Origin of the sequence: Pedobacter yonginensis (genome assembly GCF_003173595.1) — a bacterium.
GTDB classification, from domain to species: domain Bacteria; phylum Bacteroidota; class Bacteroidia; order Sphingobacteriales; family Sphingobacteriaceae; genus Pedobacter; species Pedobacter yonginense.
Map to the genome: position 1 here is coordinate 1,107,807 of NZ_QGNZ01000001.1, position 23,489 is coordinate 1,131,295.

At 38.1% G+C, this 23,489-nt stretch carries 20 protein-coding genes and 1 tRNA gene; 9 read left to right on the forward strand and 12 right to left on the reverse strand.

Translation table 11 applies throughout. The features are described 5' to 3' along the window. Window positions 1–26 precede the first annotated feature (26 nt). The 6 genes from DHW03_RS04910 (at window position 27) to DHW03_RS04935 (ending at window position 9,514) form a co-directional block, all read left to right on the forward strand. Window positions 27–566, forward strand: a complete 540-nt coding sequence (locus tag DHW03_RS04910; RefSeq protein ID WP_133248501.1) for a hypothetical protein — start codon at window positions 27–29, stop codon at window positions 564–566. An 85-nt stretch (window positions 567–651) separates the two neighbouring features. Next, complete coding sequence (locus tag DHW03_RS04915; RefSeq protein WP_205940962.1) at window positions 652–1,062, forward strand: glycosyl-4,4'-diaponeurosporenoate acyltransferase CrtO family protein; 411 nt, start codon at window positions 652–654, stop codon at window positions 1,060–1,062. A 333-nt stretch (window positions 1,063–1,395) separates the two neighbouring features. Beyond that, entirely contained in the window at window positions 1,396–3,012 is a 1,617-nt protein-coding gene (locus DHW03_RS04920) for a CTP synthase (RefSeq protein ID WP_109924596.1), read from the forward strand. Window positions 3,013–3,032: 20 nt separating this feature from the next. Then, on the forward strand, window positions 3,033–4,826 hold the full coding sequence (gene yidC / locus DHW03_RS04925) for a membrane protein insertase YidC (protein WP_109924597.1): 1,794 nt from the start codon (window positions 3,033–3,035) through the stop codon (window positions 4,824–4,826). 370 nt (window positions 4,827–5,196) lie between these two features. Next, complete coding sequence (locus DHW03_RS04930) at window positions 5,197–8,052, forward strand: alpha/beta hydrolase family protein (protein WP_109924598.1); 2,856 nt, start codon at window positions 5,197–5,199, stop codon at window positions 8,050–8,052. 190 nt (window positions 8,053–8,242) lie between these two features. After that, window positions 8,243–9,514, forward strand: a complete 1,272-nt coding sequence (locus DHW03_RS04935; RefSeq protein WP_109924599.1) for a nucleoside recognition domain-containing protein — start codon at window positions 8,243–8,245, stop codon at window positions 9,512–9,514. A gap of 549 nt (window positions 9,515–10,063) precedes the next feature. Here DHW03_RS04935 and DHW03_RS04940 read toward each other — a convergent pair. The 3 genes from DHW03_RS04940 to DHW03_RS04950 all read right to left on the reverse strand — a co-directional run bounded on the left by DHW03_RS04940 (window position 10,064) and on the right by DHW03_RS04950 (window position 13,350). Then, window positions 10,064–10,306 (reverse strand): hypothetical protein, encoded by a 243-nt coding sequence (locus tag DHW03_RS04940; protein WP_109924600.1) that lies wholly within the window; start codon window positions 10,304–10,306, stop codon window positions 10,064–10,066. 99 nt (window positions 10,307–10,405) lie between these two features. Continuing rightward, on the reverse strand, window positions 10,406–10,846 hold the full coding sequence (locus tag DHW03_RS04945; protein WP_109924601.1) for a PaaI family thioesterase: 441 nt from the start codon (window positions 10,844–10,846) through the stop codon (window positions 10,406–10,408). 44 nt (window positions 10,847–10,890) lie between these two features. Continuing rightward, the gene (locus tag DHW03_RS04950; RefSeq protein WP_109924602.1) at window positions 10,891–13,350 is read right to left on the reverse strand and encodes a TonB-dependent receptor; all 2,460 of its coding nucleotides are present in this window, start codon (window positions 13,348–13,350) and stop codon (window positions 10,891–10,893) included. A gap of 171 nt (window positions 13,351–13,521) precedes the next feature. On the opposite strand from DHW03_RS04950, the gene DHW03_RS04955 reads away from it, so the two are divergent. Both DHW03_RS04955 and DHW03_RS04960 read left to right on the forward strand, forming a co-directional pair. Further along, window positions 13,522–13,959, forward strand: a complete 438-nt coding sequence (locus tag DHW03_RS04955; protein WP_109924603.1) for a Fur family transcriptional regulator — start codon at window positions 13,522–13,524, stop codon at window positions 13,957–13,959. Window positions 13,960–14,065: 106 nt separating this feature from the next. Further along, window positions 14,066–14,139, forward strand: a tRNA-Arg gene (locus DHW03_RS04960). A 61-nt stretch (window positions 14,140–14,200) separates the two neighbouring features. Here DHW03_RS04960 and DHW03_RS04965 read toward each other — a convergent pair. Together DHW03_RS04965 and DHW03_RS04970 are read right to left on the reverse strand one after the other, a co-directional pair. Next, the gene (locus tag DHW03_RS04965; RefSeq protein WP_109924604.1) at window positions 14,201–14,416 is read right to left on the reverse strand and encodes a hypothetical protein; all 216 of its coding nucleotides are present in this window, start codon (window positions 14,414–14,416) and stop codon (window positions 14,201–14,203) included. A gap of 153 nt (window positions 14,417–14,569) precedes the next feature. Further along, window positions 14,570–14,827 (reverse strand): DUF3072 domain-containing protein, encoded by a 258-nt coding sequence (locus DHW03_RS04970; protein WP_109924605.1) that lies wholly within the window; start codon window positions 14,825–14,827, stop codon window positions 14,570–14,572. Between the two features lie 191 nt (window positions 14,828–15,018). Between DHW03_RS04970 and DHW03_RS04975 the strand changes: the two genes are divergently transcribed. After that, the gene (locus DHW03_RS04975; RefSeq protein ID WP_165825360.1) at window positions 15,019–15,471 is read left to right on the forward strand and encodes a GNAT family N-acetyltransferase; all 453 of its coding nucleotides are present in this window, start codon (window positions 15,019–15,021) and stop codon (window positions 15,469–15,471) included. A 25-nt stretch (window positions 15,472–15,496) separates the two neighbouring features. Here DHW03_RS04975 and DHW03_RS04980 read toward each other — a convergent pair whose 3' ends face one another. The 7 genes from DHW03_RS04980 to DHW03_RS05010 form a co-directional block, all read right to left on the reverse strand. Further along, on the reverse strand, window positions 15,497–15,730 hold the full coding sequence (locus DHW03_RS04980; protein WP_109924607.1) for a hypothetical protein: 234 nt from the start codon (window positions 15,728–15,730) through the stop codon (window positions 15,497–15,499). Window positions 15,731–15,904: 174 nt separating this feature from the next. Continuing rightward, window positions 15,905–17,074 (reverse strand): mannonate dehydratase, encoded by a 1,170-nt coding sequence (gene uxuA, locus DHW03_RS04985; RefSeq protein ID WP_109924608.1) that lies wholly within the window; start codon window positions 17,072–17,074, stop codon window positions 15,905–15,907. Between the two features lie 88 nt (window positions 17,075–17,162). Next, window positions 17,163–17,987 (reverse strand): SDR family oxidoreductase, encoded by an 825-nt coding sequence (locus DHW03_RS04990; RefSeq protein ID WP_109924609.1) that lies wholly within the window; start codon window positions 17,985–17,987, stop codon window positions 17,163–17,165. 26 nt (window positions 17,988–18,013) lie between these two features. After that, window positions 18,014–19,492, reverse strand: a complete 1,479-nt coding sequence (locus DHW03_RS04995; RefSeq protein ID WP_109924610.1) for a glycoside hydrolase family 30 protein — start codon at window positions 19,490–19,492, stop codon at window positions 18,014–18,016. Window positions 19,493–19,729: 237 nt separating this feature from the next. Next, complete coding sequence (locus DHW03_RS05000) at window positions 19,730–20,854, reverse strand: glycoside hydrolase family 18 protein (protein ID WP_109924611.1); 1,125 nt, start codon at window positions 20,852–20,854, stop codon at window positions 19,730–19,732. Window positions 20,855–20,856: 2 nt separating this feature from the next. Next, the gene (locus DHW03_RS05005; RefSeq protein WP_109924612.1) at window positions 20,857–22,032 is read right to left on the reverse strand and encodes a glycoside hydrolase family 88 protein; all 1,176 of its coding nucleotides are present in this window, start codon (window positions 22,030–22,032) and stop codon (window positions 20,857–20,859) included. Between the two features lies 1 nt (window position 22,033). After that, a complete protein-coding gene (locus DHW03_RS05010) occupies window positions 22,034–23,443 on the reverse strand; it encodes a hypothetical protein (RefSeq protein WP_240618467.1) in 1,410 nt (469 codons plus the stop codon). Between the last annotated feature and the right edge of the window lie 46 nt (window positions 23,444–23,489).

Consider the following 23,489-nt stretch of genomic DNA (forward strand, 5'->3'; position numbering starts at 1 on the left):
TTAGCATAAAATTATTAGTTTTGGATATGAGAAATTTTTCGCTCCTATTTATTTGCCTAATTGCTTTGATGGCCTGTAACTCCAACAACAAAAAAGAGTCGGCATCAATAGAATTTAAAAATGTTAACCAAAGCATTACCAAATCATTTTCTAGTTTAAAAACGCTTGATACGTTTAAAATTGAGCTTACCGGGCGAAAGCCAGAAGAAATGGTTCTGAATTTTAGCATTAAAAATGCTGATGGCAAGGAAATTTACAGCACCAAAATTAAAGGCACCGAGTTGTTGGGTAGCACCGATCCTAATGTAGATTTATCGAAAGAAAAAGATCAGATTATTTTTGTAAAAACCATTGCGGATGATTTTTTTAGTGAGGATAACTTTTTGGAACCTGCTGTACTGCCAGAGGATAAAGCGGATGGTTACGTTCCGGATAAAGCCTTGTATGAGGAATTAAAAAAATCGGGACTGAACGGCTTTAAATATCGCTTAGGCAAAGAGAATAACCTTTATATTGCCTGGAGCGAAAAGGAACAAAAAGTTAAAATTTACTATAATTGCTGTTAAACTTTTACCACACCCTATTGATTATAAAGTGATTAAATATTTCACACACAGCCTTTCTATCGCGTTTATTTCATGGATTGTTGGCATGATAATCAACGCATTATTAATTAAAACTACCTTCTACGAAAAAAACTTAACCCATCTGAATTTCATTAAAAGCAAGAAGCTGAACAAATTTTTAGGTATCGGAATTTTTAAGTGGATTGTGAAAAATACTTTCTTCAAATTCTTCAATCCGAAGCTTAAACTTAAAAATAAGGTAGAACCTGCTGAATTGGATCATTTGTGCAACGAAATGACGCTTGCAGAAATCAACCACTTAATTGCTTTCCTCGCCGTTTGTATTTATGCGCTCGTTCTAATGTTTAAAGCTAAATTCTTATTTGCGTTGATTATGATGCTGGTGAACATTTTGATGAACTTATACCCCTCCTTATTGCAGCAAGAAAACAAACGAAGGATTGATGTATTTAGGAAAAGGTTTAAGGCATTATGATTTTGCAACCTTGCAACTGAAGTAGCAAAGCACCGAATTAAGTTTATAAACCTGGGTGAAGCGGTATCCTTTTTTGTTGCAGAGTTTTTCGTTTCGTAGCCATACAAACAAAAAAGATTTAGCGAAAAACAGGACAAACGCTTAATAATTGCTGTGTATTTGCTTTACATGAAATTAGAATTGGGCAAATGGACTAGTTAATTTTCTGAATCACATGGCTTTATAATTTTTAAAATATCTTGCTTTAAAAACTATAGAAACAAGGAATTTTCTTACCTTTGTATCCCGTACAAAAAGCAGCAATTATTACATCAGCTGTAAAAAACCACAATCATGACAAAGTATATTTTTGTTACGGGCGGTGTTACTTCCTCTCTTGGAAAGGGCATCATTTCCGCTTCTTTAGCTAAACTTTTACAAGCACGTGGCTACCGTGTAACCATCCAAAAATTCGATCCGTACATTAATATCGATCCGGGAACTTTAAATCCTTACGAACATGGCGAATGCTTTGTTACTGAAGATGGTGCTGAAACGGATTTGGATCTTGGTCATTACGAGCGTTTTTTAAACGTTCCAACTTCTCAGGCAAACAACATTACCACAGGGCGCATTTACCAGAACGTAATCAATAAAGAGCGTAAAGGCGAATATTTGGGTAAAACGGTTCAAGTGGTGCCGCACATTACCGATGAAATTAAACGCAACATGCGCATTTTGGGCGATAGCGGCGACTACGATATTGTGATTACGGAACTTGGTGGTACGGTTGGCGACATTGAATCGTTACCGTTTATTGAGGCGGTACGCCAGTTTAAGTGGGAAGAAGGAAGCACCAATGCCATTGTAATTCACTTAACGCTTGTGCCTTATTTGGCTGCTGCTGGCGAATTAAAAACAAAACCGACACAACACTCGGTTAAAGCTTTATTGGAATATGGTATTCAGCCCGATATTTTGGTTTGCCGTACAGAACACCATATCTCTCAAGACATTAGAAAAAAAATAGCGCTTTTCTGTAACGTTAACATCAATGCTGTAATCGAATCGATGGATGCATCTACCATTTACGATGTTCCATTGCTGATGTTAAAAGAACAACTGGATAAAACGGTATTATCGAAATTAAAGCTTCCAACGAAGAACGACCCGGATATGGAGAGCTGGAAAGATTTCCTTGGTCGGTTGAAAAACCCAACGGCCGATGTTAAAATTGGTTTGATTGGTAAATATGTGGAGTTACCCGATGCTTATAAATCGATTATCGAATCTTTTGTACATGCTGGTTCGAAAAACGAATGTAAGGTTAGGGTTGAGTACATTCATTCTGAAGGTTTGTTTCCTGATAACGTAAAAGAAAAACTCGGCCACTTACATGGTGTTTTAGTTGCTCCCGGCTTTGGTAGTCGTGGTATTGAGGGAAAAATTGATGCCATTAAATACGTGCGCGAGCATAATATTCCTTTCTTCGGAATTTGTTTGGGCATGCAGTGTGCGGTTATCGAATTTGGGCGCAATGTTTTGGGTTTAAAAGATGCGCATACGACAGAAATCGAAGAAAATGCGGCAAATCCGGTTATTAATATGATGGAGGAGCAGAAAAAAATAACCAACAAAGGTGGCACCATGCGTTTGGGTGCTTACCCTTGCGACATTAAAAAGGGTACAAAAGCTTTTTCTATTTATGGGAAACAGCATATTACGGAACGCCACCGCCACCGTTACGAGTTCAACAACGATTATTTGAAGCAATATGAAGATGCTGGAATGATTGCTTCTGGTATAAATCCTCAAACCAATTTGGTTGAAATTGTGGAGCTTAAAAACCATCCATTTTTTGTTGGCGGACAATTTCACCCCGAATTAAAATCAACAGTTGCAAATCCTCACCCACTTTTTGTTAAATTTGTGGCCGCTGCGATGGAGTTTGCGAAAAAGAAAACGAATTAAAAGCAGTATAAACATAAATAATGGATAGAAATACCTTTACAGGATTGTTCCTGATTATGATCATTTTGGCCGGATCATTCTACTTTTTTAAGCCTAGCGAGGCTGAAATGAAAAAGGCCAAAGAAACAGAGAAGGCTGACTCTTTAAAAAAAGCTGGCGTAGTTGCTCCTAAATTAGATACTACAAAAAAGGTTGCTTCAACCCAACCAGTTGTTGATTCATTAGCCTTAAAGGGCCCTTTTGGTACTGCGTTAACGGGTACTGAACAAAATGTAACCTTAGAAAACGAAAATTTATTAATCACCCTGAGCAATAAAGGTGGTAAAATATCTTCAGTAGAAATTAAAGGTCAGAAAACATTTAGTGGTCAGCCTTTGGTTTTGTTTAATGGTAAGCAGAACAATTTTGGTTTAAACCTAAACGCCGCTGGCAAGGTTATTAACACTAACGATTTATTTTTTAAACCTACAAAGGCTGGTAATACTTTAACCATGCGTGCCGATTATGGTGCAAACGCTTATGTAGAATATGTTTATGATTTAAAACCTTCGAGCAACAAGGTTGGGTTTAACATTAACTTAGTGGGCATGCAACAAGTTATTTCTGGTAACAGCATCGGCTTAAACTGGGAAACTGTTTTATTGCAACAAGAAAAATCTCTTGAAAGCGAACACCGCTATTCTGCACCTTATTACAAATATCTGGACGGAGACGTGAATCACTTAAGTGTTTCTAAAGATGAAAAAGAAGATTTAACGAAGGGTAAAATCCAATGGTTTTCGTTTAAACAACACTTTTTCTCGGCTTCTTTAATTGCTAAACAGGCTTTTGAGAAAGGAAGTTTAGAAGTTAAAATTCCAACTACACCTGGCGAAGTTAAATTTTACGGTGCGCACATGCAGTTGCCATACAGCCATTTAGCTAACCAAGCTTACGAAATGGAATTTTACTTTGGCACAAACAAATTTTCTGCTTTAAAAGCTCAAGGATATGATTTGGAGCAACAGGTGGATATGGGTTACTGGCCATTAAAATACATTAACCGTTTCATTGTATTGCCTGTGTTTAATTTCTTAAACAGCTTTGGATGGAATTATGGCTTAATCATTTTGGTGCTGACCATTTTACTTAAAGTTGCATTATCTCCACTTACTTACAAGTCATATTTATCGATGGCTAAAATGAGGGTTTTAAAACCTGAAATGGATGAGATTAAAGCTAAAGTAGGTGAAGATAACCCGACCCTTGTACAACAAGAATATTTGAAATTGTATAAGAAGGCTGGCGTAAATCCGCTTGGTGGTTGTTTACCGATGGTTTTACAATTGCCGCTGGTTATGGCATTCTTCTTCTTCTTCCCGAATTTGTTCGAGTTGAGGGGCGAAAGTTTCCTTTGGATGAAAGATTTATCTACTTATGATGAATTTATCCGTTTTGGCGTGAAGATACCTTTTATTGGCGACCACTTAAGTTTGATGTGTGTATTGATGACCATCTCTACCTTAATCATGACTTATTTCAACAATCAGGTTTCGGGTGCTACCGGACAAATGAAGTACATTGGTTATATCATGCCTGTAATTTTCTTGGGTGTTTTAAATAGCTACCCAGCGGGTTTAAATTATTACTATTTCTTAGCCAACTTAATGACTTTTGGACAGCAGTTCTTAATTCGTAAAATGGTTGATGACGATAAAATTCACGCTTTAATTCAACAGAACAAAGCTAGACCTGTTGATGAGAAAAAGAAAAAATCTAAATTCCAAACGCGTTTGGATGATTACATGCGTCAACAACAACAAGCAAAAAAATAATTGTTCAATAAATAATAAATTATAAGCGTATAAAATCCCGATTGTTTAGAAGCAATCGGGATTTTTTGTTGGCGCTAGTTAAAGCCAACCTTTGGGCTTATGTGGATTGGAGATTCACAACTCAGTAAGCGAGAAAACATTTACAGCACCATCGTTTCGACCGCCGTGGAGAAATCTTTTAAAGAGATTCTTGTTATTGGGTTCAAAGATCTCTCCGTTTCGCTGCGCTCCAGTCGAGAGGACGGATTACAGAAATCGAGTCAAAAGAGGTGAGAAATTGTAATATTTGGCATACATGTTTCTTAATAAGCTAAAATTTTCCAATTTTAGGAGATTGAATTCTCAAACAACTCATTTATTTATCCTTAAGATGCAAAAAAGACTTACAATAATTCTGTTATTCGTTGTCAGCTTTGCTTACGCACAAAAAAAACCTTTAGATCATTCTGTTTATGATACCTGGGAAGCTGTAGGCATTAAGCAATTATCAAACAATGGCCTTTGGGCATTATACGGTGTGGTACAACAGGAAGGCGATGCGAAACTGTACCTTTCTAATTTGAAAACCAATACCAAAATGACCATTCCGAGGGGGGTGAATGGGGAATTTAGCAACGACTCTAAGTTCGCCGCATTTAACATCCGCCCTCTGTACAAAGATATACGTCAGGCAAAAATTAAGAAGAAAAAGGCAGATGATATGCCAAAGGATTCTTTAGGGATTGTCAATTTGACCACCAATACCCTCACCAAAATAGCTCGGGTTAAATCCTTCAAATTTCCGGAGGATGGTTTTGGTTTTATGGCTTACCAATTGGATAAATTAGACACCGCTAAAAAAGCCCCCGCTGTTGACAAAAAAGACAGTGATGCTGATTTTGCTGATGATGAACCAAGTGCAAGTGCAAAAAAAGATGAAGGGACGGATTTGGTGGTTAAGAATTTGTTAACGGGCGTGGATAAAACCTATAAATTTGTTACCGAATATGTTTTCAGCAAAAATGGTAAACAATTGGTTTTTGCTTGTAGCGGTTCCAAAAAAGATAAAACTGCTCCTCAAGGCGTATTCTTACTGGATACCGAAAAAGGTACACTAAAAACCCTCGTTAAGGGAAAAGGTTCATTCAAAAACTTTGTGTTTGATAGTGAGAGCGAACACATTGCATTTGTTGGAGAACAAAGTCCTGAAAAACAAGAGATAAAAAATTACAACGTTTATTTTAGTTCTTTAACCTTAGATACTGCGCAAACCATTGTTGATTTTGATATGCTTGGTTTACCTGCAAAATGGTCGGTTAGTGGCGATGGACGTGTAAACTTTAGTAAGGATGGTAAAAAATTGTTCTTCGGCATTGCGCCAATTAAAAAGCCAAAAGATACCACCATTGTAGATTTTGAAGTGGCTAAAGTTGATGTATGGAATTATAAAGATGATTACTTACAACCCATGCAGCTTAAAAATGCAGAGCGAGACAGTAAAAAAAGTTATTTGGCAGTGATTGATGTTTACAGCAGCGATCCAAAAGTTATTCCTCTAACTGATTTGAATTTACCTGATGCGAATATGGTTGCCGAGGGTGATGCAAATTTTGTTTTGGCATCAACTGATTTTGGCCGTCGGGTTGAATCGCAATGGAGTGGCTCTACCGATAAAGATTATTATCTGGTTGATACCAAAACGGGTCAGCGTAAAAAAATAATAGAAAGTTTAAATGGTTATGCGATGACCTCTCCTGCTGGAAATTATGTTTTATACTTCGATCGTAAAACGGCTAACTGGTACACTTATAATGTGGCAACTGCAAAGATAACCCCACTAACTTCGGGCTTAAATGTAAAATTTGTAAACGAAGAAAATGATGTTCCTGATTTGCCTTGGGCTTATGGTATTGCCACTTGGACAGAAGACGACAAAGCTGTTTTACTGAATGACAGATACGACATTTGGTCTTTTTCGCCGGAAGGCAAAACGCAACCAAAAAACATTACAGCTGGCTTTGGAAGGGCAAATAAGATTACGTTCCGCTATCAAAGAACCGAAGAAACCAATCGGTTAGAAAGAAATGCAGATGCCAAATTTGTGAAATCTAATGAACTGGTTTGGTTGGATGGGTTTAATAATTTAACCAAAGAAAATGGTTTTTATCGTACCAATGTGGGTTCGGTAAAAGCACCAGAATTGGTTGTAATGGCTAAGAGCAAGTATTCAAATTTGTTGAAAGCTAAAGATACCGATGTGTACATTTACGACAAAGCAAATTATGTAGAATCGCCAAATGTGTATGTTACTACAGATTTCAAAACCGAAACAAAGCTAACAAGTACAAACCCTCAGCAGCAAAATTACAATTGGGGCACCGCCGAATTGGTGAAATGGACCACGCCAAAGGGTTATTCATCTGAAGGGATCTTGTATAAACCCGAAAATTTCGATCCAAATAAAAAATATCCAATGATTGTTTATTTCTACGAAAAACTATCAGAAGGTTTATACACTTATCAAGCACCTGCGCCTACTCCATCGCGTTTAAACATTCCATTTTTTGTAAGTAATGGATATTTAGTTTTTGCTCCGGATATTAGTTATGAAACTGGTCATCCCGGTCAATCGGCTGTAGAGTTTATTAATTCTGGTGTAGAAAGCTTAAAGAAAAACAATTGGGTTGATGGCAGCAAAATAGGGATACAAGGACAAAGCTGGGGTGGCTACCAAGTGGCTTATTTAATTACCCAGAACAATCTGTATGCGGCCGCTTGGGCTGGTGCTCCTGTGGCTAACATGACCTCTGCATACGGTGGAATTCGTTGGGAATCGGGCGCTAACCGTCAGTTTCAATATGAAAAAACACAAAGTAGAATTGGTGCAACGCTTTGGGAAAAACCTGAATTGTATATCGAAAATTCTCCTCTCTTTATGTTTCCAAAGGTAAATACTCCTGTAGTGGTTATGGCAAATGATGGAGATGGAGCTGTGCCTTGGTATCAAGGTATTGAAATGTTTACAGGCTTACGCAGATTGGGCAAACCGGTTTGGTTGTTAAATTATAACGGTGAAGCACATAATTTGGTTCAACGCCAAAACCGTAAGGATATTCAAATTCGAGAACAGCAATTTTTCGATTATTATTTGAAGGGTGCTAAAGCCCCTGCGTGGATGACAAATGGGATTCCAGCAACTGAAAAAGGAAAAACCTGGGGTTTTGAATTAACGGATGCTAAACCCTAATTTGCTGGCAATCAAGAATTAAAAAATACATTAGATTCGTGGTGCGTAGTTTTTACTGCTCATCCACGAATCTTTTGTTAAATTTTAACTGAAATATCCAAGATTGGGTTATATTCACTTCCTTACGCTTTTATGATTTTTAAAGTAAAAGCACTAATTTACAAGCTCAAATAAAACCTAAATAACCCTAATGGCATTAAGCAGAATTTGGTCGGCGTTTATTATTATTGCTATCGTTGTAGCCAGTATTAAATGTTCCTTTTTCGGACAGAGCGATATATTTAACTGGATGGTGATTGGAAAATCTTCTGACCCATCGAACCCGCTAAAATTAGATGGAATTATAGAAACCTGTTGGATTGCGGTTGATCTTTGTATTAAATTAATCGGAACACTGGCTTTGTTTATGGGTTTAATGAGCATTGCCGAAAAAGCGGGCGGGATTCGTTTATTATCTAGAATTATAGGTCCTTTCTTTTCGAAATTATTTCCTGACATTCCTCAAGGACATCCATCAATGGGCCATATGATCCTTAATTTTTCGGCAAATTTATTAGGATTGGATAATGCCGCTACCCCATTTGGCATTAAGGCCATGGAGAGTTTGCAGGAGTTAAATCCAAATAAGGATACGGCCAGCAACTCCCAAATCATGTTTCTGTGCCTTCATGCTGCTGGGCTTTGCTTAATCCCAGTGAGTGTAATTGCTATCCGATCTACCCAAAATGCACAAGACCCTACAGATATTTTCATTCCTTGCTTAATTGTAACTTTTGTTGGCACAATGGCTGCCATGCTCATTGTATCTTTTAGGCAACGAATTAACCTGCTTCAACCCGTAATTATAACCTGGGTATTGAGTATTTCGGCCATCATCGGACTGTTAGTATGGTATGTAAGCAAATTAAACGCAGAGGGCATCAAATCTTTTTCAGGTTTGTTGAGTGGTGGGATTATCTTATTGATTTTCTTACTGATTGTACTTGGTGCGCTTTATAAAAAGATTGATGTTTTTGATGCTTTTGTGGATGGTGCCAAAGGTGGATTTGAGACAGCCTTAAAAATTATCCCCTATTTGGTTGGAATCTTGGTTGCGGTAAGTATGCTAAGAACCAGCGGAACCTTTGATGTGGTAATGACGGGGATTAAGAATGCTTTTGTTTTTTTTGGTGCTGATACAAAATTTGTTGATGCGCTGCCAACCGCGCTGATTAGGCCGTTAAGTGGTGGTGCGGCTCGTGGAATGATGGTGAGTACCATGATTTCTAGCGGTCCGGATTCCTTTGCAAGCAAACTTTCTGGCGTTTTCCAAGGGGCTTCTGATACTACATTTTATGTGGTTGCCGTTTATTTTGGCTCAGTTGGTATAAAAAATACACGTTATGCCATTGGCTCGATGTTATTGGCTGATTTAGTTGGCGTTTGTACTGCCATTGCCCTGAGTTACATGTTTTTTGGATAGTGCACAAAGATGATTAATAATTGGTGCTTTAAAACTTGATCACAAGACGTCGGTCTAAGAAAAATATCGTTTAAAAAAGCTAAGTATGCTATATGATAAACGAAAAGTAGGTTTGGCAGACAAAATTTTATTTTTTTGAACCACAAAAGAAACAAAAGGGCATAAACGTAGCGATGCAATATTTGCAAGCACAATTTGAATTGAAATCAATTTGGCTTTTTGTTGCAAAATATTATTTGGCGACCTCAGAGCTAAATTGAATTATGATAAAGCCTCAACGAGGCTTTAAATCGTGAGTTCGGACTAATGAAAATATCGTTGGAAAAACTAACCCTGAAATAAATTCAGGGTGACGATTTTCGATGAGCCGCTTTCAAAAGGCGTTCGTCATGCTGAATTTATTTCGGCATCTTAATGGATATAAAATGTATTAAGTGTTTCTAACTGAGAGCTTAAATCAAAAAATCCCTGCTGAAAATTTAATCAGCAGGGATTTTTTTAATATTGGGGCTAAAGAACGTTTGAGAATTAGATGAGTTTTGGTTTTGTTTAAGAAACCTGCGCAGGCAAAGAAATTCGATTAATAATTTCGTCAATGGCGTCAGGATCAATGGCAACATTTTTTGAAGAACACCACTTTTCGTTTTTGTTATCTAACCAGATACAAAAAGAATGATAGCCATCTAAAACAACGGCATAGGTTTCGTGAAAATCGTCTTGAATGCGCATGCAAAATCCTTTAAAAATTTTGCCTCTTACAATAAATTGCAGGGATGAATAATTTTCTAACATGGCTCAAATATTTTTGGTTAAGTTACAACAACCTATAAACGAGAATGTTTTGCCAATTTTAAGAAATTAATAAATAATTCTACATTTTTAAAACTTGGCTTAACCTATGTTTAACATGTTGGAATAACCTTTTGCTATTAAACGCTTTTTGGCGGGTAAAAATACCTCACATTGAAGATTTAATATCGTCTTACCACGTTTCACAATTGAGGTTTCTGCCACTACTTCATCTCCCTCCTTGGCAGGGGCAAAATAATCTATATAATTGTTTACCGTGGTGTAGCGTTGATTTAAGCCCATCGTAAAAACGGTTGCACCAATTAAATCGTCGATAATTCCGGCGGTAACCCCACCATGTAAAATTTGATAGGGATTGGTCATCTCCTTACGGATGGTGTATTGGCAGATTAAAATCCCATGTTCTGCCTTAAGGAGCACGGGTGCCAACCAATTCATAAAATTTGATGGCGAGTTGGTGATGACTTTGCCGAGAGATTGCCTTAAAAAATCTAGTCTTTCTTCGCTTAATGAATTTTCCATATGTAAATGTAAGCGGTAAATGTTTAAAATAGAAGATGGACAGATTAATTGATCGGCACAATTATTTTAACGCTGATGTTTCTTCCCATGTTATAAATGCCCGATCTTCCATTGGGAGATTCACTATAATATTCAAAGTATTTTAACCGATTCAAATTGGATTGGTAGGCTGTGTTGAAGATGTTATCTACTTGGGCAAGAACATCAAACAGCACCTTTCCATTTTTTGTTTTTAAGGTAGAACCAATCCCTATATTAAATAAGCTATATCCCTTTGTAAATGTTTCCGTTTCATCTAGCGCGTAAAACCGATTCTGATCTGCATAAAATGCACCATCTATTCTAAGATAAGGTTTATCAAATACGCCGATGTTTTGTTGCGCAGTGGCCTTAATTTCCGAACGGATTTGCAAAGGGGGTATAAAAGGCAAATATTTCGCGTCTGCACCATGCTTTTTCAATAATTCTTCGTTTTTATTAAGTCCAACCACGTAACTCAAACTATTGTTCACACTGAGCCACTTCACATTTGATGGATGAAGATTAATGCTGATTTCGGCCCCGTACAACCTGGCTTTAGATTGTTGATATTGATAGGTTAAATTACCCGGAACAATGACCACTGGGTTGCCATTGGCATCTGTTAACCGCGATTGGTAAATGTAGTTCTGAATGGAATTGTTAAAGAGCTCTAAACTTAATTCGGCATCTTTCAAATACGCGATAAGCCCAATATCTTGTTGAAGGTTAAACTCTGGCTTAAAGCCCCTATTACCCAAATAAACAATGTGTGCACCTGGATCTAATCCGTTTGAGCCGATTTCAGTAATGTTTGGTGCTCGGTAGCCTCTTGCAATGTTGGCCTTGATTAATAATCTTTCGGAAACGTTATAAGTTAACCCTATGCTGCCCGACAAGCCATAGTAATTTTTTTTAAATGCCGGAAACTGTAAATTGGCCAAGGGATTACTTGCTTGTGCTTGTTCGCCAAAGCCGGTTTGTTGGTTTGTACCCACATAAAAATCGCTCCACTGCATCTTTCTGCGGTCTAAGCGAATCCCTCCTGAAACATCGATCTTTCCCATTGATTTCTTTGCAAAATAAAAGGCTCCAATATCAAATAGATTATAATCCGGTATTGGGAAATCTGTGGCATCCTTACTCCTATTGCCTTGCAACATTCCGTTGATTCCCAATGTGCTTTCTATACCCGAGAAATCTGGCAAGTTATATTTAAAGTCATAATTCAAGGTATTTAACACCACGTAAAGCCCAGCTTGGTTGGGCGCTGTTGGGTGGTTATATTCTCGCCTTACGCTTTGTTGTGCACCGAGCAAAACATTCAAATCGCTATTTCTAAATTTAAACTGACTGGTATTGTACAGGCGATAATGTTGAATGTGTTGATGCAGCGGATTGATGGAATAGCTTTTCAATTGATCATCTGGCACAATTGGCCGGTTTTTAATGTCATCTGCCGCATCTGAAATTTGCTTCGTAAACTTTCTGGTTAATGAATCTCTACTGCCATCGGGTATTTCCATCAGGTTATCGTAATAGGTGATCGCTGTTTTAGAGAATCCCCATTTTTTATCCAACCTTGCTGAAGCTGACAAGTTGTATTCGCGGAAAGCGGTGCCATAAACCAAGCCATCAATTTTATTGTAATAATTATGCGCTGTTTTTCCGGTGGCACGGACGGTATATTTCCAATCGTTTTTATGGTAAGCCAAACCGAATGACGCACCCAGCATACCGTTATTGCTTTGGTAATTGGTGGTGAAATCGCCTTTCAAATTGCCATCGTCAAAATTCGGACTGTAAGGAATCATGTTGATTACCCCCGCTAAGGCATCTGAGCCATAGGTTAAACTGGCGGGTCCTTTAACAACTTCAGCCCTGCTGATGCCATATTCATCTACTTCTATTCCATGCTCATCGCCCCATTGCTGTCCCTCCTGCCGAACACCATCATATAAGGTTAACACCCTATTATAACCCAAACCACGAATAAATGGCTTTGATACATTGGGGCCCGTTGTAACTGCGCTCACGCCTGGTACACCTTTAACAATGGCATCTATTAAATTGGTGTTCATATTTTGATCCATTGCTTTTTTGCTCATAACCGCAATAGGCACAGGGCTTTTGCGCAATTGTGTTGCCCGATTAACGCCTGTAATCACCACATCGTTTAAATTAGACTCTGATTCAAGAAGTTCTACATTTAGTATTGCAGGGGAATCTGATAAAGCCAGTACGGCTTTTTTGGATTGATAACCTAAACCAGAAAAAATTATGGTGTGTTTTCCTATCGGTAGTTGGTTGATTTGATAATTTCCGGATGGATCGGTTTTGGCAGATTTATTTAAACCCACAATTTTTACAGTGATATTCTCCACATCAGAATCACCCGATTTAACACGACCAGTTAGGGAACCATTTTGCGCGAAAAGATTATGGATAGAGGCTATGAATAAAAAGGACAGAATTATGGATTTCATACGATATTAATCTAAATATATTTTTAGACAAATCTAAATTTAATTTTATACTTACCAAATAAAATAATTAGATTATTTAAAAATCATTGTAAATGAATCATTAAAAGACATACAGTTGCAATTAGAAAACTTTATATTTGTTGAGATAATGATTAAATAATTCATCTTCTGATGGAAAATCTCAAGGCAAAAAAATACGAAGACCTCTTGGTGAGCAACGGTTTAAAGCGAACCGGGGCTCGGCTTCAGGTTTTAGAAATCTTATCGAATAGAAATTCGGCAACTTCTCAGCCTTATTTAGAAAACGTTGTGGGTAAGGATATTGACCGGGTTACCTTATATCGAATTTTAAAGGCCTTTGAGGAAAAAGGGATTATACATAAGGTAATTGATAATCAAGGAACGGCCAATTACGCCATTTGTTCGGATGGATGCTCTGCTAATCGACATGAGGATGGGCATGTACATTTTAATTGTAGTAAGTGCCTACGAGTCTATTGTTTGGATGAGGTGAAGATTCCAACCTTAAAACTACCTAAAGATTTTAAAGTGGAGCAGGTAAACCTCATTGTTTCTGGAATTTGCAGTCGATGCCGTGCCTCTAATTAACTTATCCTGAATTACTTAAAAATATAAAAAAATAGCCGGTAAATAGTTTAAAATATATTTTTTCTTATTCAAGAGAACTTCTATATTTGCAGACATTAAAAAATGAGCCTCGGTAGCTCAGTTGGATAGAGCAACGGTTTTCTAAACCGTGGGTCAGGGGTTCGAATCCCTTCCGGGGTACATTTAGAAAGAGCTGTCTAAAAATTAGACGGCTCTTTTTTTTAACAAGTTATCTAAGCTGCTAGTTGTACTTTTCGCCAACGCTTTGATCAGCATCTGCATCACTGCCTTTAACTTGTTCGCTTAAATCGCCCAAATCTTTTTCTTTGGTCCCCTCCCTTGATGAGTTAGCTCCGTCGGTTGCTTGAGATTTGTTGTCATCTTGCTTTAAATCTTTGGTTTCTTCAGAATCCTTTACATTTGACTTTGTTTTATCGTACTGATTATTGCTTTCCATGGTGATAGATTTTTTTGTAGTGTACTATCACAACATCATCTTTTCTGATTTGTTCAATAAAGTTCCTGTCATTTGTAATTCTAAGTCGATGCAATCTCAACCGTAATGGACGACTGGAGGCCGTGCCACCCACCAAGCGGATAGGTCAAATTTTTATTGGTTGTTATTTAAACCACGCCCGGTTTTGTGCTGCAACTCATCTATACGCTTTGATGCTTCAGATTTGGTTAAATTATCATCAAACTCCTCACCTGCTTCATCAGAAAGCGTTTTTAAATATGATCCTTGCGCACCTGTCATTGGCTCATCGCCAGTTGTCCAATCATCAGGATTTTTAACTGTGTTGTCTCCTTTAATTCCAGTAGGTAAATCAGATGCTGATTGTGCCTGCTCGTTTTCTTCGTTGTTCATCCTTTTTTCGCTTTTAATTCTTTAATTGAACAATTGTAATTGATTCAAAGTTTGGCTCCATTCCTAATAAGGGTACTAATAGTTTAATCCCAAGACTGGTGGGTGTAACGCCGACGGTGGTACGCGATCTAGCAAAATTTTAAAACTTTTGGAATAGTTACGGGGTTGTGTCCTCATAAATAATGATAAACATGGAGACAACAATGTCAAATACCACCTATCAATACCAATTAAATCCCAATTTAGAGCAAATTGACTGGAGCAATGTACGCTCACTATTTCAAAAAGTGGCATGGAAACATAGAATAGCTGAGGAAATTGCCTTGGCATTTAAAAATAGTACCACTACCATTTTCGTTTATGATGATGATCGCATTATTGCCTTTGGAAGGGTTGTTGGTGATGGTAGGTATTACGCTATGCTGGCAGATATCGTTGTTGATCCTGAATATCAAGGAAAGGGATTGGGCAAGTATTTGGTTACAGCCTTAAATGATACCCTTGTTAACTATCACTTCGTAAATTTAAGTGCAGCACCTGGTGCAGATCGATTTTATAAAAGTTTGGGCTGGAAAAAACAAACTACCTCTTACATTTGGCCTCAAGGACCAAAGCAATTAAGACAACATTGTGAGCCTGAATAAATAATGCTCTAGCTCGAAAAGTTAATTAAGCATCTTCTCCGTTCCAAACATCATCATCAGCGTGTTTGATTTCGTCGTGGCTTCCAGAAATGGACCGAAATTCTTCGTGATGGTAATTGCGCTCTGGATTTTCTGGCAAGGCATCATCTTGACTTAAAGGCATTTTACGCAGATGCTCTGGCTTTTTAACCTCTGGTAAATCATCGTGTACAACTGATGGTTTTAGAATTTTCTTTTCAGGGGTGTTGCTGTTTTCCATGTTCAAAGCTAAACAAATTTTGAGCCAGACTGAACTTAAAGCGCTTTTAAAAGTAAAGTTGGGGCAACTGTAACCTTCAAGTATTCGATATGCTTTATTTTCAGTAGCTTGCTTATATAAAAAAGGTCTGCTTCTGGTAAAGAAACAGACCTTTAATATTTTATCTAAAACAGTTTAATAATTACCCGTTACACCAATTTCCAAACCTCTTAATTCAGCTAAGCCTCTCAATCGGCCGATGGCAGAATAACCTGGATTGGTTTGCTTAGCTAAATCATCCAACATTTGATGACCATGATCTGGCCGAAATGGGATTGATGTATCTCTCTGTGCATTTTCTTCAGAAATCGCTTTCATAATCTCGTACATGTTAACATCGCCACCTAAATGATCTGCTTCGTAGAAACTGCCATCCTCATCTTTGGTTACGTTACGCAAATGGGCAAAATAAACACGCTTTTTAACGGCTTCAAAAATCTCTAAAGCATTGTTTTTCATCCCTGCGCCCAATGACCCTGTACAGAAACATACGCCATTAAATTCTTGATTGACTTCATTTATGATGTATTCGAAATCTTCTATGGTGCTCGCAATTCTTGGAAGCCCCAAGATTGGATATGGTGGATCATCGGGGTGAATGGTCATTTTAATGCCTTCTTCCGTACAAACACCAGCAATCGAGGAAAGGAAATACTTCAAATTTTCTTTTAATCCTTGCGTACCAATTGCTTTATATTCGTTAATGCTGTTGCGAAGGGTTTCCAATTCAATTTCTTTTTCGTTCGGAATGCCCATTAAAACATTAATTCTTAAATCATCCAGATCCTGCGCGGTTAACTTCGAATATTTGTCAATAGCTCTTTGCAAAATGGATTGCGAATAATCAGCTTCTGCATCTGCCCTTTTTAAAATATACAAATCGAAAATCGCCAAATCAATCCAATTGAAATACAGGGCTTTAGAACCGTCTTTCATCGCCAAATCCAGCTGGGTACGTGTCCAATCTAAAACGGGCATAAAATTATAGCACACCACTTTGATTCCGCATTTGGATAAGTTGCGAAGTGAGGTTTTATAATTTTCGATGTACAAGTCTGCATCGGCTCTACGCGTTTTAATGGCTTCGTGAACGGGAACACTCTCCACTACCGACCAAGTTAAGCCTGAAGCCTCAATCAATTTTTTCCGTTCCTGAATATCTTCCAATGGCCAAATTTCTCCATGCGGAATATGATGCAATGCTGTTACAATGCCTGTTGCTCCTGCTTGTTTCACATCCTGTAAAGAAACCGGATCATTTGGTCCGTACCAGCGCCAAGTTTGTTCTAATTTTTTGTACTTCATTTTGTTTTGGGATTAGCCCTTTGTGGTTGATTACGCTTTGTAAAGGAGCTATAGGTTTGTATGATTTTCAGTTTATATTGTTAAAGCTTTAAACTCCTGAGAAGGCACAAAAACCTCCATCTATGGTAATATTTTCTCCGTTTACAAATTTTGATGCATCACTCAAAAGGTAAATCAAGGCACCAATTAATTCTTCTGGTTCGCCAAAGCGTTTAAAAGGGGTTTTCGAGATAATGGCCTGCCCTCTTTGCGTTAACGAACCATCTTCATTGGTTAACAATGCCCTATTTTGATTGGTGATGAAAAAACCAGGTACCAGTGCATTCATTCGGATTTTCCCCTCATAACGGTTCGCCAGCTCTACTGCCATCCACTTTGTGTAACTATCTATTGCTGATTTAGCAAGCGAATAGCCTAAAACTCTTGTAACCGCCTGCGTTGCCGAAACGGAAGAAATGTTTACTAAACTCCCACCATGTTTGGCAATCTCTTTACCAAAAATTTGGGTGGGCAAGAGCGTACCAAAAAGATTAAGATCGAAAGCTTGCTTTAAGGCAGAAATATTTAAATCAAATACATCGTTGGCTGGTTGAACTACGGCTTCTGCCACGTTTCCTCCTGCCGCATTTACCAATGCATCTATTTTTCCAAACTCATCAATAATTCTATCTTTCGCATCGATTAAATTCTGCTCGTCCAGCACATCGGCAATGATGTAAATGGCTTTACAACCTGCAATTTTAGCTTCTTCTACCCTTTTTTTGGCGATTTCTTCGTTTCTACCGATTACTACGATTGATGCACCAGCTCCGCAAAGGCCATTTACAAAAGCCTCTCCCAAAACACCTGTAGCACCTGTTACCACAACTACTTTGTTTTTTAAGGAAAATAGGCTTTCCACTTCTTTTATCATCTGATTTTTTATTTTGAGCGTTCTATTTAATCTACTACCAATGTGGTGATGGAGTGCGGTAAACTTGTTGTTGTTGCCGCTTGTCCTTTAATCCACAAGCTGTATTTTAATTTATCGCCGGATTGATTCATCACTACCACGGCTAATTTTCCATCTGTATTTAGGAAAGCTGTTGCCTGCAATTTATCTCTGCTGGATGCGGATCCCACTCTTTTCGCGCCTGGACGGATAAATTTGGAGAAATGCCCCATGTAGTAGTAGGCATTGGTATAAATTAACTTATCATTTTTAACATCGGCATGTACCGGGGCAAAACAGAAATTACCCACATGGTTTGGGCCACCGTTTTCATCTAAAAGAATATTCCAATCTGTCCAAGCGGCTGTTCCACTGTTAAAATCATTAATCATAGAGTTTCCATAGCGCTCTCCTAAAGTCCAATCATCTAATTTTTTAACATCGAATTTTTCTTTACAACCTTCTGTAAATATTAGGGCTTTATCCGGATATGCATCGTGCGTTTGGCGTACGTTACCAAATTGCATCTCGCTACCTGTCCAGGTTTCATACCAATGGAAACCAATTCCCCAAACATATTTAGCGGCATCTTTATCGTTTAAAATTGTGCTGGCTCTTTGGAAAATCTGATCGCGGTTATGATCCCATGCAATTAATTTTTTAGAGGCTAAGCCTTGTTTTTGCAAGGTTGGGCCTAAAAAGTTTTTGATAAAATCGCGTTCTTCTTCGGCGGTAAATACACACGATTCCCATTTCTGTTTTGCCATTGGTTCGTTTTGAACGCTTAAGCCCCAAACTGGAATACCCATGGCCTCATAAGTTTTGATAAATTTTACGTAGTGGTTGGCCCAACTTTGGCGAAATGCTGGCAATAAATGACCACCCTGAACCAAACTATTATTATCCTTCATCCAAGCTGGTGGAGACCATGGACTTACAAAAAGTGGCAATTTTCCTCCTGCGGCAGCAATGGCTTGCTTAATCAACGGAATTTTGAAGGCCTCATCATGTTTAACGCTGAACGTTTTTAAGTCTTTATCGTTATCTTGAACATAAGTGTAACTTCCGCTGGAGAAATCGCAGCTGGCGATGTTTGTGCGTGCTAAAGTGTATCCAATGCCATTGTTAGCACTATAATATGCTGTTAGCAGCTCTTGCTGATTTTTTTTAGAAAGTTTGGCAAAAGTTTCTGCCGATGCATCCGTTAAGGCACCTCCAATACCCACCATAGTTTGATACTTTACGGTTGGATCGATAAAGATACAAGGCTCTGTTTCAAACGGTTGCTTATTTTCGGTAAAACTTAAGGTTTCCGTTTTACTCATTCGATAGTCTGTTTTCTCGGCAGTGGTGTACACCGTTACCTTTTTATTGCCAACGGTATAAACTTGAACGGCCTTTGCCACAGGCTTTGTTGCTTTTTTAGTTTGGGCAGATGCAGCAAATGCGCTTGCCAAAATTAAAAGGATACTGAGATTTTGTTTCATTTATTTTGCTCTATTAATGTTATTATTATGTTTTGGGAAGCACAAATTAGGCTGTTCCTAAACAATTCCTATCAGCCGAATTTCCGAATAAATCGGGCGAATGACCTAAAAAATTGAAAATATTTCTGCTTTTTATTTTTGATTCATCTTTAACACATTTTTTTTGCACGCTAACAATTTATAAATTAAGCGGATACGTTCCTCATCACATGATTTGTTTTATTCTTGTCAATCCGATTACTTTAATGTTTTGTTTATCTGATTGAGTAAGTAACTGTTAAGGTCTGCATCGTACTCCCAAAACATCACCCCACCCATTTTATTTTTGTTTACATATTCGCATTTCTCTTGAACGGATTTTTCGTCATCGTAAGTCATATACTCACGCGTTGTCTGGTTGAAGATATAAGATGCTTTTGCCTCTTTATCGTAGTAAGCCTCAAATCCTTTTTGATTTATTAAACTGTCTTTAATAAATGTATAACCCTTTCCGTATCTGCTACTTATAACAGAATCACCTAAACCTTTTATTGAATTTCCTTTTAGGGTAAAGGCACGGCTGTAAAAAGCAATCCCCATCACCAATTTATGGGCAGGAACACCAGCTGCAACGAAGGCTTTAAAAGTTTTATCGGCATCATTTTCTGCTGGATGACTTTTGGAATTGTATAAATTGGTATGGTGCCCTGCAAAATCTCCATTGTAGAAATCGTAAGTCATTAGATTTACAAAATCCAGATATTGTTGTGCCTGTGCCATTTCGGTATGGCGGATAAAATTGACAAAGCCACCAACCGCAACCGTTAGTAGTTTTTTCGATTTTTGATTTGCTTCTAAACGATTTAATTCCTCGCGCAGGTCCTTCAGCAATAAAGTAAAGTTTTGTTGATCCTCTGGCCTGTAAACGTTACCCTCTTCTCCGGCAATTGCGGGGTATTCCCAATCGATATCAATACCATCTAAATTATATCGTTCGATAATGGCTACTGCACTTTGGGCAAATGCTTTTCTAGACGTATCAGAAAGTGCGGCATCAGAAAAATTTTCGCTCCAAGCCCAACCGCCAATAGAAATCAATATTTTTAAGTTGGGGTTTACCGCCTTCAGTTTATTTAAATTTTGGAGATTTAGCGTATCGGTTGCTTCCCGATTTAAGAAAGCCCGATTATTTTTTACGTTCACAAAGGCATAATTGATGTGGGTAAGCTTTTGCGCTGCAATTTTAGAAACATCTACCAAACCCCTGTACCCACCTACATAGCCTATAACCACTTTGGTTTTCGGCAAGTTTTCGGCACGAAAGGCCACCAAGGCAATTACGCTAAGCCATACGATAAAACATGAACGTTTAAATGCCCTCATATCTATTTTTTACTTCTCAACAGCGCCTCCAAATAATAATAATCAGCATAGTTAATGGGAACATCTATTTCTGATTTTGCTGGGCGATGGCCTGTGCTGTGCTCTAAAATAAAACCGTAATTGGCACCTGGTTTACTTACATATTTTGTGCTAAGTGATAACAAAATCTTATCGGCGGCCAATTTGTATTTCTTGGCATCGGCTTTACTATATTTAGCCAGCTCATACAGCGCCGACGCGGTTATTGCTGCCGCTGATGCATCTCTGGATACATTTGGAATTTGTGGGTCATTGTAATCCCAATACGGAATTCCGTCGGCCGGTGTTATTTTACTATTTAAAATAAAGTTAGCTATCCCGTTGGCCTGTTTCAAATAGTTTGGATCTTTTGTTTCTCTAAAGCACATGGTGTAGCCATATAAAGCCCAAGCCTGTCCTCGCGCCCATGCCGACTCGTTTGCATAGCCTTGCGCCGTTAATTTTTGCAGAACCTTACCTGTTTGAATGTCATAATCAATTACGTGATATGAACTAAAATCGGGTCGGAAGTGGTTTTTTATCGTCGTATTGGCGTGTGATACTGCAATTTTATAGAAAGATGAATCGCCAGTGAATTTGGTGGCTTCGAAAAGCAATTCAAGATTCATCATATTATCGATAATTACTGGATATTTCCATTTATCGCCATTATGATCCCATGATTTTAAGACACCTGCGGTTGGGTTAAATCTGGTAGAAAGCGATTTCGCTGCCTGAATAATAACCGAACGGTAGGCAGTATCTTTCGTTAACTTATAGCCATTTCCGAAGGGACAGTAAATCATAAAGCCCAAATCGTGCGTACCCGTGTTAAATTGCTCTTTTTTAATATCTTGCGTATATTTTTTAGCTAAATTTAACCATTTTTTATCTTTTGTATATTCATAAAAATACCAAAGTTCGGCAGGAAAGAATCCACTTGTCCAATCTTTAGAAACCACCATTTTAAATGCTCCTTTTTCTACCGTTCGGGGCGAAACCAATAGGGGCTTAATTGCCCGTGCAGAATCAACATTTTTTACAAGTAGGTCAGTTTGTTTTTGTGCCGATGCAAAGGCTTTGGCAACATCTACTTTTTGTGCCTTTACCATACTGAAAGACAATAACATTAAGGCCGATAACTTAATTTTTAAATTCATATTATTTCTTGCTTTCTTCTACCTGTTTTAAATATAATGATGAAGGCTTTAACCCCGTTTTATTCTGATTTTCCCAAACGCCATTTGGCCTGCCCTTTAACCGACCTTCAGTTTTTTCTGCTTGAACGCCAATGGCATAATTTGACCCACTTACGTATGGGTTTTGAACGGTAACTTTTGCGGCTGTGCAATTCCAAAGCACTTGATTTACACCTGCCCAACCATGCCCTGTTCCCCAATTACCGCGATCTTGAATATTGATTTCGCCATCGGTTTTAATGTTATCAAACACAGTACCCATGGCCCAGCGGTGATGAGGCCCAATGTCTCCCTTTGCATTTTCTGATACGCAGTTGTAAAATACATTCGGGCCACAAACTTTTGCACCTGTAACATAATCGTGCCTACCTTCTGATGCATAGCAGTTTATAAATAAGTTCAGTTGCCCATCATTGTTGAAAGAATACCTTCTACCGCCTGTAATTTGTGATTTTGGAGCCAAACATTTGCTGTCTTTCACGGTAATTTGTTTACTATCGTGTGAAAGATTAACGCACGAATAACCAAAATATTTACTGCTTACACCGCTTATCCAACTGTTTTCAATTTTGTTAAATGATATTGCATCCCATCCATGTTCTTCATCTGTATCACTCTTATATTCAGACTCTAGCGCTAAGTTTTCGATACCTACTTCAGATATCCTGCCTTTAAAACTGCATTTATAAACTAATCCACCTCCGTACTGATCTTCCATAGCCATCACAATCGGGTTGTCTAATTTAATTTCATTCCCTTTGATGGCGATAATCTTCCTTTCAAATTCGAAATTATAATCTTCAGGCGTCCATTGAATGGTGCCAGTTCCCGGTTCAATTTGATCCATTTTTAAATCGTGAATCCAATTGGCCGTTGCCGGACGATAGACTACAATCTGATCGCCAACGGCAAAGCCCTGGGTTGATGCAAGATGTAGTGATTTTGTACCAACGGGAACATAATGATCGGTAATTTTTACCCTTGTATCTGCAATTTCGCTTAGTTTTCCTTCACCAGAGGCGATTATGGTTTTACGCTTGCCGATGCCTGTGGCTAGGAGTTTAGTTTCCGCACCTTCTCCACGCAATACGATTCCGCTTGCAGCGATTTTGAGACTTCCTGGGATGTTGTAAATGCCTTCTTTTAGTAAAATTGCTCCCCTCAAACCATTTGCATCAGGTTGTTTCATTGCCAATTGATTGATGGCATCTTGAATTTTAGCTTCATCATTGTTGCCTGTAGCTGAAAGGGTTACAACGACTTTAACCTGAGGAATGGCTTTTGCGTTTTGATGATAGCCTACCCGACTAAAATCGGGAATGGTATTGCCTTTTTCGTCGGCAGTGTATTGTAAATGCCCATCCTTATTCATTTTGACAAATTTTGATTGCCACTCTTGCGCGAAAGCAACTTTTGTC

What these genes read in the sequence shown, in the direction of transcription:
- DHW03_RS04975 (WP_165825360.1), top strand. Translation starts at nt 15,019, where the DNA reads ATGGAGACAACAATGTCAAATACCACCTATCAATACCAATTAAATCCC.
- DHW03_RS05005 (WP_109924612.1), bottom strand. Translation starts at nt 22,032, where the DNA reads ATGAATTTAAAAATTAAGTTATCGGCCTTAATGTTATTGTCTTTCAGT.
- DHW03_RS04940 (WP_109924600.1), bottom strand. Translation starts at nt 10,306, where the DNA reads ATGTTAGAAAATTATTCATCCCTGCAATTTATTGTAAGAGGCAAAATT.
- DHW03_RS04980 (WP_109924607.1), bottom strand. Translation starts at nt 15,730, where the DNA reads ATGGAAAACAGCAACACCCCTGAAAAGAAAATTCTAAAACCATCAGTT.
- DHW03_RS04910 (WP_133248501.1), top strand. Translation starts at nt 27, where the DNA reads ATGAGAAATTTTTCGCTCCTATTTATTTGCCTAATTGCTTTGATGGCC.
- DHW03_RS04935 (WP_109924599.1), top strand. Translation starts at nt 8,243, where the DNA reads ATGGCATTAAGCAGAATTTGGTCGGCGTTTATTATTATTGCTATCGTT.
- DHW03_RS04950 (WP_109924602.1), bottom strand. Translation starts at nt 13,350, where the DNA reads ATGAAATCCATAATTCTGTCCTTTTTATTCATAGCCTCTATCCATAAT.
- DHW03_RS04995 (WP_109924610.1), bottom strand. Translation starts at nt 19,492, where the DNA reads ATGAAACAAAATCTCAGTATCCTTTTAATTTTGGCAAGCGCATTTGCT.
- DHW03_RS05000 (WP_109924611.1), bottom strand. Translation starts at nt 20,854, where the DNA reads ATGAGGGCATTTAAACGTTCATGTTTTATCGTATGGCTTAGCGTAATT.
- DHW03_RS04970 (WP_109924605.1), bottom strand. Translation starts at nt 14,827, where the DNA reads ATGAACAACGAAGAAAACGAGCAGGCACAATCAGCATCTGATTTACCT.
- DHW03_RS04945 (WP_109924601.1), bottom strand. Translation starts at nt 10,846, where the DNA reads ATGGAAAATTCATTAAGCGAAGAAAGACTAGATTTTTTAAGGCAATCT.
- DHW03_RS04915 (WP_205940962.1), top strand. Translation starts at nt 652, where the DNA reads ATGATAATCAACGCATTATTAATTAAAACTACCTTCTACGAAAAAAAC.
- DHW03_RS05010 (WP_240618467.1), bottom strand. Translation starts at nt 23,443, where the DNA reads ATGAATAAGGATGGGCATTTACAATACACTGCCGACGAAAAAGGCAAT.
- DHW03_RS04920 (WP_109924596.1), top strand. Translation starts at nt 1,396, where the DNA reads ATGACAAAGTATATTTTTGTTACGGGCGGTGTTACTTCCTCTCTTGGA.
- DHW03_RS04955 (WP_109924603.1), top strand. Translation starts at nt 13,522, where the DNA reads ATGGAAAATCTCAAGGCAAAAAAATACGAAGACCTCTTGGTGAGCAAC.
- DHW03_RS04990 (WP_109924609.1), bottom strand. Translation starts at nt 17,987, where the DNA reads ATGATAAAAGAAGTGGAAAGCCTATTTTCCTTAAAAAACAAAGTAGTT.
- yidC (WP_109924597.1), top strand. Translation starts at nt 3,033, where the DNA reads ATGGATAGAAATACCTTTACAGGATTGTTCCTGATTATGATCATTTTG.
- DHW03_RS04930 (WP_109924598.1), top strand. Translation starts at nt 5,197, where the DNA reads ATGCAAAAAAGACTTACAATAATTCTGTTATTCGTTGTCAGCTTTGCT.
- DHW03_RS04965 (WP_109924604.1), bottom strand. Translation starts at nt 14,416, where the DNA reads ATGGAAAGCAATAATCAGTACGATAAAACAAAGTCAAATGTAAAGGAT.
- uxuA (WP_109924608.1), bottom strand. Translation starts at nt 17,074, where the DNA reads ATGAAGTACAAAAAATTAGAACAAACTTGGCGCTGGTACGGACCAAAT.